The sequence below is a fragment of the Streptomyces toxytricini genome, from assembly GCF_014649915.1.
Classification (GTDB): domain Bacteria; phylum Actinomycetota; class Actinomycetes; order Streptomycetales; family Streptomycetaceae; genus Streptomyces; species Streptomyces toxytricini.
Genome location: NZ_BMTY01000009.1, coordinates 157,408 through 167,475 on the forward strand (window position 1 = coordinate 157,408; position 10,068 = coordinate 167,475).

Below are 10,068 nucleotides of genomic sequence, written 5' to 3' on the forward strand. Positions count from 1 at the left end.
CGCCGACCTCGCCGCGCTGAAGCTGACCGCCGAGGACAGCGTCGTCGGGATCTCCGCCTCCGGCCGCACCCCGTACGCGCTCGGCGCCGTCGCGTACGCCCGCGCCCGCGGTGCGCTCACCGTCGGCCTGTCCTGCAACGCCGGCTCCGCGCTCGCCGCGGCCGCCGAGCACGGCATCGAGGTCGTCGTCGGCCCCGAACTGCTCACCGGCTCCACCCGCCTGAAGGCCGGCACCGCGCAGAAGCTCGTCCTCAACCTCATCTCGACGATCACGATGATCCGGCTCGGCAAGACCTACGGGAACCTGATGGTCGACCTGCGGGCCACCAACGACAAGCTGCGCGCCCGCTCCCGCCGCATCGTCGCCCTGGCCACCGGCGCCGGCGACGACGAGGTCGAGGCGGCGCTGGCCGCCGCGGGCGGCGAGGTGAAGGCCGCGATCCTCGTCCTCCTCGCCGGCGTCGACGGCCCGACCGCCTCCGCCCTGCTCACCGCCTCGCACGGCCACCTCCGCGCGGCCCTCGCCCACGCCGCCCCGCCGGGCGGCCCAGAGCCGACGACCGCCCCCTGACCGGCCCTCCACCCCACCCGCCCCCGACACAAGGCGAAGGCGATCACCCCATGCCCTCAGACAAGCACCGCGACACGGCCGCCGCGATCCTCCCCCTCGTCGGCGGCCCGGACAACGTCACCTCGATCGCGCACTGCATGACCCGGCTGCGCATCGGGCTGCGCGACCGCTCCCTCGTCGACGACGCCGCGCTGCGGGCGCTGCCGGGCGTGCTGGGCGTCGTCGAGGACGACACGTACCAGATCGTCCTCGGGCCCGGCGCCGTCGCGCGCGTCACCCCCGCCTTCGAGGCGCTCGTGGCCGCCGCCCGCCCGGACTCCCCCGCCTCCGCGACAGCAACCGCAACCGCAACCGTCACCGCCGACGACCTCGCCGCCCGCGGCGCCGCCCTGCGCGCCGACCGCAAGGCCCGCAACGCCACCCCCGTCAAGCTCGCGCTGCGCCGCGTCGCGAACATCTTCGTCCCGCTCATCCCCGCCCTCATCGGCTGCGGCATCATCGCCGGCCTGAACGGCCTCCTCGCCAACGCGGGCCTGCTGCCCACGGTCGTCCCCGCGCTCGCCGCCATCGCCTCCGGGTTCATGTCCCTCATCGCCGTGTTCGTCGGCCACAACACGGCCAAGGAGTTCGGCGGCACCCCCGTCCTCGGCGGGGCCGTCGCCGCGATCATCGTCTTTCCGGGCGTGGCGAAGATCGACGCCTTCGGCCAGCACCTCACCCCCGGCCAGGGCGGCGTCCTCGGCGCGCTCGCCGCCGCGCTGCTCGCCGTCTGCGTGGAGAAGTGGTGCCGCACCTGGGTACCCGGGGCCCTCGACAACCTCGTCACCCCGACCGTCACCGTCCTGACCGCCGGCCTCGCCACCCTCTTCGGCCTGATGTTCCTAGCCGGCGAGATCGCCGCGGCCATCGGCGCCTTCGCCGGCTGGCTCCTGCACACCGGCGGCGCCTTCGCCGGGCTCGTCCTCGGCGGCCTCTTCCTGCCGCTCGTCATGCTGGGCCTGCACCAAGCCCTCATCCCCATCCACACCACCCTCATCGAGCAGAGCGGCTACACGGTCCTGCTGCCGATCCTCGCCATGGCCGGTGCCGGCCAGGTCGGCGCCGCGCTCGCCGTCTACTGCCGGCTGCCCCGCAACCGCTCCCTGCGCACCGTCATCAAATCCGCGCTCCCCGCCGGCTTCCTCGGCGTCGGCGAACCCCTCATCTACGGGGTGTCGCTGCCGCTCGGGCGGCCCTTCGTCACGGCCTGCGCGGGCGGTGCCGCGGGCGGTGCGTTCGTCGGCCTGTTCAACCAGCTGGGCAGTGTCTTCGGCTCGACCGCCATCGGCCCGTCCGGGTGGGCGCTGTTCCCGCTGCTGGACGGCCGCTCCGGCGTGGGCACGACCGCTGCGATCTATGCCGGCGGGCTCGCCGTCGGCTACCTCGTGGGCTTCGCCGCCACCTGGTTCTTCGGCTTCACCGACCGCATGCTGGCGGACCTGAACACCGACGGGGGAAAAGATCCGGCCACTGCCCCACCGGCCAACGCGCCTGCCATGGCGTAAATGTGGATCCGGCGGCCAGACTGCCCGCATGCAGCTCCCCCCCGAAGCCGTCGCAGCCGCAGCCGTCGTCGAGGTCGTCCGCCTCCCCGCCCGCCCCGAACGCTACGGCCGGCCCATGACCGGCCCCGTGGTCAGCCGGTGGACCGGCCGGCAGGCCGCCGACTCGCTCGAACTGATCTCGTCCATTCCGCCCGGGGACGCCCGCCTGTGCTTCGCCCCCGGGTGGGGCCTGCGGGCCTTCGGCGCCGACGACGGCCTCCTCTTCGAACTTGTCTTCTGCTTCAGCTGCCACCACCGCTGGCTGTGGGGCCCGGCCGTGCCCGAGGAACTCGCCTTCGACACCATCTCCGGCAACACCGCCGAGGCCGACGCGCTGCTCGCGCACTTCCGCGACGCCGCCTGACGGGCCGTACGAGAGCCCCGTACGGCCGCGGTGGCGGCGGCGGCCCGGCCCGTTCCCCTGCCGAACGGCGCGAACGGTACGGACGTGCCGCGCAGCCTGCCCGAACGGCCCGGCCCCGGCGACCGCCCGGCAGCCCGGACCGGCCGATCGACCGGCAGAAACCGGCCAATCCCACCACCGGCCACCCACCGCGAACACCGCGCATCGTCGAATCCCGGCCGGCCGCCGAGACCTCGTCCGGCTGCCCGAGCCGGTCGGCATCACGCTGAACACCGAGACGCTCAAGGACTTCGCGTGCTGAAGCCCGGCCCGCCGGCCCGGGCGGGCCCGGCGGACCGGGGGCGGGTCAGAGGCCGGCCGTGTACAGGAGTTCGTTCGGGCTGCCCGTGCTGACGCGGGTCAGGGCGCCCTTCGTCGCGTTCTGCTTCAGGTACGTGTAGATCTGCGCCGGCGTCTCCGTCGGGTGGGCCTGCCGGTACAGCACGGCCAGCCCCGCTACGTGCGGCGACGCCATCGACGTGCCGTTCAGGGCGACCGTGCCCCCGCCGAGGCGCGCCGACACCACGTCCTGCCCGGGTGCGTACAGGTTCACGCACGGCCCGTAGTTCGAGAAGTCCGTCTCCTGGTCGTACGCGTTCGACGCGCCGACCGTCAGGACGCGGGCCGCCGACGCCGGCGACACGTTGCACGCGTCGCGCGCCTCGTTCCCGGCCGCGACGACCGGCAGGACGCCCGCGTCCGACAGCGCCGTCGCGGCGGCGTTGACGGTGGTCGAGCGGTCGCCGCCGAGGGAGGCGTTCGCGACGGCCGGCTGCCTGGCGTTCTTCGCGACCCAGTCGAAGCCGGCGATGATCCCCGACCAGGCGCCCCGCCCGTCGCAGCCCAGCACGCGCACCGACACCAGGTTCGCCTTCGTCGCCACCCCGTACGTCTTGCCGGCGACCGTGCCCGCGACGTGCGTGCCGTGCCCGTTGCAGTCCAGGCCCTGCCGGCCGTCGCCCATCGCGTCAAAACCGAACACGGCGCGCCCGCCGAACTCGGTGTGCTGGTAGTCGATGCCCGAGTCGATGATGTACGCCGTCACCCCGGCGCCGCTGCCGGTCGGCGTGTACGTCCCGTCGAGCGGCAGGCTCCGCTGGTCGATCCGGTCCAGGCCCCACGTCGCGGCCGGCGCCCGCAGCGCCGGGGCGGCGGCCGCCGGCTGCAGCGGCGCCGACACCTCCGCGTCCTCCTCCACCGACTTCACGCCCGGCGCCAGCCGGACCGCGGCCAGCTGGTTCGTCGTCATCGCCACCGCGAAGCCGTTCACCGCCTTGCTGTACACGAACGACGGCTTCAGCTTGAGCTGTTCGGCCAGCTTCGCCCCGTCCACCCCGGCGTCGAGGGTGACGATGTACTTGCCCGGGATCGCGTTCTCCGCGGTCAGCAGCGGGACCGGCGTCGGCTCCGGGGTGCTCGCGGAAGCCGGACCGGCGACGGCGGCGGGGGCCAGGGTGAGGGCGAGGGCGGTCGCCAGACCGGTGAGCAGGCGCATGGGGGACTCCATGAGGGGGGCGGGGGCGGCATGACGGAGCCGCGCCCCGTCGGCGCCGGGAACGCCTCGGGGGTGCGGCCTCCCCCTTCATCGGGCCGTGGCGCGCGACGGCTTGAGCACCACAGCCCGGATGGCCGAGAAGCGGCCGCACGGCCGCGTCCGGTACGGGGACGGCGCCGCGCACCGGCGCTCCGCGGGCAGAAACGGTCACCCTCCCGGGGCGGCCACGGCACGGAAATTCACCCGTACGGGCCTACGGACAGGCGGTGGGGGCGCACCGGCGCACACCGGCGGTGCTCCCGCCGGGGCCGCGCCACGCCCCGTATGTCGTTGACCGGCACCGGCCCGCGTGATGCCCTCACCGCATGCGCAACCAGCCGAGGTGGACCCTGCCCGCGGCCGTCGCCGCCGCCGCGCTCGCCGCCACCGCCGCAGCCGCCCTGCCCGCCCACGCCCGGCCCGCCGACGCCCCCGCCGGCGACGGCCCCGCCGCCGCACACGCCGCCCCGGTCCCGGCCCCGGCCGCGGCGCCGGCCGACTGGCCGACGTATCTGATCACCGTCCGCCGCGGCCTCGACCCCGGCACCGTCGCCCGCTCGTACGGCATCACCCCGGTGCACGTGTACCGGCACGCCCTGAACGGCTTCGCCGCACCGCTCTCCCCCGACCAGGTCGCCGCCCTCCAGGGGACGCCGCTGGTGGAATCCGTCGAAGAGGACGGGCCGGCTTCCGGCGCCGGCGCGACCGCCTGACCTTCACCGCGGGAAGCCGGCGGTCTCCAACGTCAGCGCAAACGGCGCCGGCAGCTCCACCGGCTCCCCGAACGCGAACCGGGCGGCGCTCCCGTAGGCGCCGCTGCGGGGCTCGGTGTACAGGGTGACCGTCGGCCCGTGCCCGTCGAACCGGTCGATGAGCAGGTACACCGGGACGGGGGCATGGGCGTACGCCCAGAGTTTCTTCTTACGATCATCGTCGGCGTTGTTCTTGGAGGTGATCTCCACAACCAGCGCCGCCTCGGCCGCGTCGACCGGGTCGGAGACCTCCCCCTCCACGTCCTCCACCAGCTGGGACGAGACGACCACCAGGTCTGGCACGTACAGCTTGTCCAGTGGGGTGATGTGGACGCCCAGCGTCTGGTAGATGCCCTGATCGGGGGACAGGACTGCATACAAGGCGCGCTGGACCTTGTCCACGATCGCGTTGTGATGGCGGTGGGGCGGCGGCACCAACCTGATCAGTCCTCCGTCGATCTCGGCGCGCCAGCCTTCAGGCACGTCCAGGCCACGCCAGCTCTGCAGCAGGTACTCCCACGTGCCCCCGTCCGCGTCACGGCCGGGTTCGACCACGGCTTCGGTCATCGCGGGCCCCCTCTCCTGTGGCATATGCCAGCGAACGTAAGTCGACGGTGTAGTGGCCGGAGCCACTTCCGTCCAGCGTCCCACGATCGGGGGGTCCGCACAGGAAGCTGCCGTGGTGAAAAATCCGGTTGCCGGGCCACGGAAGTACGGGCCTATCGTGGCGCCGTGGCCACACAGATGATCGTCCTCAACGGCGGCTCCAGCTCCGGCAAGTCCGGGATCGCCCGCTGCCTCCAGGCCGTGCTGCCCGAGCCGTGGCTCGCCATCGGCGTCGACACCCTGATCGAGACCATGCCGGCGGCGATGCAGCACTCGGACGCCGGGCTCGACATCGGCGCCGACGGCGCCGTCAGCACCGGGCCGGCGTTCGCCGCGCTGGAGGCGGCCTGGCGGGCCGGTGTCGCCGAGATGGCCCGGGCCGGCGCCCGGATCGTCGTCGACGACGTCTTCCTCGGCGGCGCCGAGTCCCGCGAGCGGTGGGAGGCCGTGCTCGGAGGGCTGGACGTCCTCTGGGTCGGGGTGCGCTGCAAGGCCGAGGTGGCCGCCGGCCGCGAGACCGCCCGCGGCGACCGCGCCCCCGGCATGGCCGCCCTCCAGGCCGAGGCCGTCCACCAGGGGATGGTCTACGACGTGGAGGTCGACACCACGCACACCGAGTCCCTGGACTGCGCCCGCGCCATCGCCGCCCGCGTCGTCCGCTGACGGGCGGGCCGGGCGGGCCGGGCGGCGGCCCCCGTCTCAGCCGCGGGCGGCCGCGACGAACGCCCTGATCAAGTCCGGGGACTTCACGCCCCGCTCGCCCTCGACGCCGCTGGAGACGTCCACGCCCCAGGCGCCGGTCGTCTCCACGGCCTCCCGCACGTTCGCCGCATCCAGGCCGCCGGCCAGCAGCCACCGCCCGCGCGGGGCCGTGAACTCCTGCGCGGCCCAGTTCCACGGCTTGCCGGAGCCCGGGTCGGGGGCATCGATCAGCAGGAGGTCCTCCCCGTACTCCCCGCACCGCTCCACCCGCAGCGCGGTGGCCCGCAACAGGGTGCGGCCCTCCGCGCGCAGCGCGCCGTAGAACTCGGGGCCCTCGTCGCCGTGCAGCTGCACGCCCCGTACGCCGCTCTCCTCGGTGAGGCGCCGGACCTCCTCGACGGGCTGCCCGCGGAAGACGCCCACGGTCAGGACCCCGGCGGGCACGCGCGCGGCAAGCTCCCGGGCCGCCGCGGCGCCGATGGTGCGGGGGCTGCCGGGGGCGAAGACGAACCCGACGGCGTCGGCGCCCGCGGCCACGGCCGCGTCGACGTCGCGGGCGGTCCTCAGACCGCAGATCTTCACGAAGAGGTCGCTCATGCACCCAGTGAAACAAATTCGGGTGACCCGCCCCGGCCGGTCTTGAAGACTGGACGCCATGACCGACACGACGCACGCCCTCACCACCGGCGGTCCCGACTCCGGCCTCGACGAACGGCTCGGCAAGGAGCTCGACGCCTTCAACAAGGAGGCCTCCGGCTGCGCCCCCGAGGAGTTCACGGTGCGCGTGGACGACGCCGAGGGGAACCTCGTCGGCGGGCTCAGCGGCTGGACCTGGGGCGACCGGGCGGGCATCGCGCTGCTGTGGGTGCGGGAGGACAGCCGCCGCGACGGCTGGGGCGGCAGGCTCCTCGCCGCGGCGGAGGCGCAGGCCGCTGCCCGCGGCTGCCGCTCGATCATGGTGTCCTCGTTCACCTTCCAGGCGCCGGCCTTCTACGCCCGCCACGGCTACGAGGAGACCGCCCGCATCCCCGGCTTCCCCGGCGGCCACGAGGACGTCTACCTCCTGAAGCCCCTCGAGGCGTCCTGAACCGACCCCCGCACCGCCCGGAGCGCCGCCCGCACGGGTGGCGCTCCGCCTGTATCCGGGCGTGACGGCAGTTCCGCCCCTAGCCTGGAACGTGCCCGCCTCACAGCACGGCTACCCCGATCCAGGGAGGACGACGGTGACGATCATGATCGAGCGTGACACCACGATAGAGACTGCATCGCCGCCGACGTTCGAGCGTCTTCTGCGAACCGTCGAGGAAATGCACACGCCAGACGGCTTCAAGGCCGAGCTCATCCGGGGGAAGATCGTCGTGTCGCCGTGGTCCAAGCTGCGTTACTACCGCCCCATGCGGGCACTGCGTGAGCAGCTCGGGGCCCATGCTCCGAAAGGACACGTGGCGGACATCGCGCCCTTCCTCTTCCGGTTCCCGGAAGCCGCGCGAGCGTACGGACCCGATCTCTTCGTGGCCGACGAGGCCGCCTTCGAGGCGGACGGCGGCCACGCCGACGCCGACGCCCTGTCACTGGTCGCGGAGTTCACCTCCGTCTCGACCAGGGATGCGGACTGGTTGGAGAAGCTGGAGGTGTACGGCCGCCTGGTGCCCGTCTACCTGATCGTCGACATGCAGGAGTCGGAGATCACCTGCTTCTCCGACCCCTCGCCGCACGGCTACCGCTCCCGGCAGACGATGCCCTTCGGGAAGCCACTGACCATCGCGGAGCCGTTCGGCTTCGAGTTCGACACGGCCGGATTCCAGTCCCCCGCCTGAAACACGCCCGAGGGCGGCACCCCCTCCGGATGGAAGGGGTGCCGCCCTCGGTCGAGAACAGCCGATCAGCGCGGGGCCGATCAGAAGTCCATGTCACCGCCCGGCATGCCGCCCGGAGCGGCGGCGGCCTTCTCCGGCTTGTCGGCGATGACGGCCTCGGTGGTCAGGAACAGCGCGGCGATCGACGCGGCGTTCTGCAGGGCGGAACGCGTGACCTTCGCCGGGTCGATGATGCCCTCGGCGATCATGTCGACGTACTCGCCGGTCGCGGCGTTCAGGCCGTGGCCCGGGGTCAGGTTGCGCACCTTCTCCACCACGACGCCGCCCTCGAGGCCGGCGTTGACGGAGATCTGCTTCAGCGGGGCCTCGAGCGCCAGCTTGACGGCGGCGGCACCGGTGGCCTCGTCGCCCTCCAGCTCCAGCTTCTCGAAGACCGAGGAGGCCTGCAGCAGGGCCACGCCACCACCGGCGACGATGCCCTCCTCGACGGCGGCCTTCGCGTTGCGGACGGCGTCCTCGATGCGGTGCTTGCGCTCCTTGAGCTCCACCTCGGTCGCGGCACCGGCCTTGATGACGGCCACGCCGCCGGCCAGCTTCGCGAGGCGCTCCTGGAGCTTCTCGCGGTCGTAGTCCGAGTCGGAGTTCTCGATCTCGGCGCGGATCTGGTTCACGCGACCGGCAACCTGGTCGCTGTCACCGGCACCGTCGACGATGGTGGTCTCGTCCTTGGTGATGACGACCTTGCGGGCGCGGCCCAGCAGGTCCAGGCCCGCGTTCTCCAGCTTGAGGCCGACCTCCTCGGAGATGACCGTGCCGCCCGTGAGGATGGCGATGTCGCCGAGCATGGCCTTGCGGCGGTCGCCGAAGCCCGGGGCCTTGACGGCGACGGACTTGAAGGTGCCGCGGATCTTGTTGACGACCAGGGTCGACAGGGCCTCGCCCTCGACGTCCTCGGCGATGATCAGCAGCGGCTTGCCCGACTGCATGACCTTCTCCAGGAGCGGCAGCAGGTCCTTGACGTTGCTGATCTTGGAGTTGGCGATCAGGATGTACGGGTCGTCGAGGGACGCCTCCATACGCTCCATGTCGGTGGCGAAGTACGCCGAGATGTAGCCCTTGTCGAAGCGCATGCCCTCGGTGAGCTCGAGCTCCAGACCGAAGGTCTGGGACTCCTCGACGGTGATGACGCCTTCCTTGCCGACCTTGTCCATGGCCTCGGCGATGAGCTCGCCGATCTGGGTGTCGGCGGCGGAGATGGAGGCCGTGGAAGCGATCTGCTCCTTGGTCTCGACGTCCTTCGCCTGCTCCAGCAGGGCGCCGGAGACGGCCTCGACGGCCTTCTCGATGCCGCGCTTGAGGGCCATCGGGTTGGCGCCGGCCGCCACGTTGCGCAGGCCCTCGCGGACGAGCGCCTGGGCGAGGACGGTCGCGGTGGTCGTACCGTCGCCGGCGACGTCGTCCGTCTTCTTGGCGACTTCCTTGACCAGCTCGGCGCCGATCTTCTCGTACGGGTCCTCGAGCTCGATCTCCTTGGCGATGGAGACACCGTCGTTGGTGATCGTGGGGGCGCCCCACTTCTTCTCAAGGACGACGTTGCGACCCTTGGGGCCAAGGGTGACCTTGACGGCGTCGGCGAGCTGGTTCATGCCGCGCTCGAGGCCGCGCCGGGCCTCCTCGTCGAACGCAATGATCTTGGCCATCTGAAGTGGTCCTCCAGGACTGGGGTTTCCCCCTGCGCCGCCAGGCGCGCGGGGAGGGGTGGATTGCTCCGGACCGCGTCCGCGCCCGCGACGGACGGCCTGCGTGACCGGCGGTTCCTTCCCGCCGGGCCTGCGGGCCTCACCGACCCGGTCCTGTGTAGTAGCACTCTCACTCGTAGAGTGCTAACGCCAATGATTAGCACTCGACCCCCGCGAGTGCAAGCGGCTTCCCGCCATCCCCGGCCACCGCAGGCGACACGCCCGGCGCGGCGCCGGCGGGCGGGCGGACGGACGGCGGGAGGGCCGCAGGCGGGCGGGCGGGCGCGGGCGGGCGGCTGCGGGCGGCGGCCCGTCCCGGAACACACGGAGGGCCCGCACCCCTCCTCAGGATGCGGACCCT

The 10,068-nt window shown here is 73.1% G+C and carries 11 protein-coding genes; 7 read left to right on the forward strand and 4 right to left on the reverse strand.

Features of this window, described 5'->3' with window-relative positions; translation table 11 throughout:
• The 3 genes from IE170_RS32600 to IE170_RS13545 all read left to right on the forward strand — a co-directional run.
• A partial coding sequence (locus IE170_RS32600) for an N-acetylmuramic acid 6-phosphate etherase (RefSeq protein WP_229884717.1) occupies positions 1 to 571 on the forward strand: 571 nt, incomplete at its 5' end.
• 50 nt (positions 572 to 621) lie between these two features.
• Positions 622 to 2,115 carry a PTS transporter subunit EIIC gene (locus IE170_RS13540; protein ID WP_189809597.1) on the forward strand — a complete coding sequence of 498 codons (1,494 nt, stop codon included), beginning with the start codon at positions 622 to 624 and terminating at the stop codon, positions 2,113 to 2,115.
• Between the two features lie 28 nt (positions 2,116 to 2,143).
• Positions 2,144 to 2,518, forward strand: a complete 375-nt coding sequence (locus tag IE170_RS13545; protein WP_223856231.1) for a hypothetical protein — start codon at positions 2,144 to 2,146, stop codon at positions 2,516 to 2,518.
• A gap of 346 nt (positions 2,519 to 2,864) precedes the next feature.
• On the opposite strand, the gene IE170_RS13550 is transcribed toward IE170_RS13545, so the two are convergent.
• Positions 2,865 to 4,052 carry a S8 family peptidase gene (locus IE170_RS13550; protein WP_189809598.1) on the reverse strand — a complete coding sequence of 396 codons (1,188 nt, stop codon included), beginning with the start codon at positions 4,050 to 4,052 and terminating at the stop codon, positions 2,865 to 2,867.
• A gap of 365 nt (positions 4,053 to 4,417) precedes the next feature.
• Here IE170_RS13550 and IE170_RS13555 point away from each other — a divergent pair, with 365 nt between their 5' ends.
• On the forward strand, positions 4,418 to 4,804 hold the full coding sequence (locus IE170_RS13555; RefSeq protein ID WP_189809599.1) for a protease inhibitor I9 family protein: 387 nt from the start codon (positions 4,418 to 4,420) through the stop codon (positions 4,802 to 4,804).
• Positions 4,805 to 4,807: 3 nt separating this feature from the next.
• Here IE170_RS13555 and IE170_RS13560 read toward each other — a convergent pair whose 3' ends face one another.
• Positions 4,808 to 5,410 carry a Uma2 family endonuclease gene (locus tag IE170_RS13560; RefSeq protein ID WP_189809600.1) on the reverse strand — a complete coding sequence of 201 codons (603 nt, stop codon included), beginning with the start codon at positions 5,408 to 5,410 and terminating at the stop codon, positions 4,808 to 4,810.
• A gap of 165 nt (positions 5,411 to 5,575) precedes the next feature.
• Between IE170_RS13560 and cpt the strand changes: the two genes are divergently transcribed.
• Complete coding sequence (gene cpt, locus IE170_RS13565) at positions 5,576 to 6,112, forward strand: chloramphenicol phosphotransferase CPT (RefSeq protein ID WP_189809601.1); 537 nt, start codon at positions 5,576 to 5,578, stop codon at positions 6,110 to 6,112.
• A 36-nt stretch (positions 6,113 to 6,148) separates the two neighbouring features.
• Here cpt and IE170_RS13570 read toward each other — a convergent pair whose 3' ends face one another.
• Positions 6,149 to 6,748 (reverse strand): phosphoribosylanthranilate isomerase, encoded by a 600-nt coding sequence (locus tag IE170_RS13570; RefSeq protein ID WP_189809602.1) that lies wholly within the window; start codon positions 6,746 to 6,748, stop codon positions 6,149 to 6,151.
• Positions 6,749 to 6,806: 58 nt separating this feature from the next.
• On the opposite strand from IE170_RS13570, the gene IE170_RS13575 reads away from it, so the two are divergent.
• Both IE170_RS13575 and IE170_RS13580 read left to right on the forward strand, forming a co-directional pair.
• Positions 6,807 to 7,238 (forward strand): GNAT family N-acetyltransferase, encoded by a 432-nt coding sequence (locus IE170_RS13575; protein WP_189809603.1) that lies wholly within the window; start codon positions 6,807 to 6,809, stop codon positions 7,236 to 7,238.
• A 220-nt stretch (positions 7,239 to 7,458) separates the two neighbouring features.
• The gene (locus IE170_RS13580) at positions 7,459 to 7,968 is read left to right on the forward strand and encodes a Uma2 family endonuclease (protein WP_229884718.1); all 510 of its coding nucleotides are present in this window, start codon (positions 7,459 to 7,461) and stop codon (positions 7,966 to 7,968) included.
• Between the two features lie 80 nt (positions 7,969 to 8,048).
• Here the strand turns inward: IE170_RS13580 and groL are convergent, their stop codons facing one another.
• Positions 8,049 to 9,668 carry a chaperonin GroEL gene (gene groL, locus IE170_RS13585; RefSeq protein WP_114058065.1) on the reverse strand — a complete coding sequence of 540 codons (1,620 nt, stop codon included), beginning with the start codon at positions 9,666 to 9,668 and terminating at the stop codon, positions 8,049 to 8,051.
• Between the last annotated feature and the right edge of the window lie 400 nt (positions 9,669 to 10,068).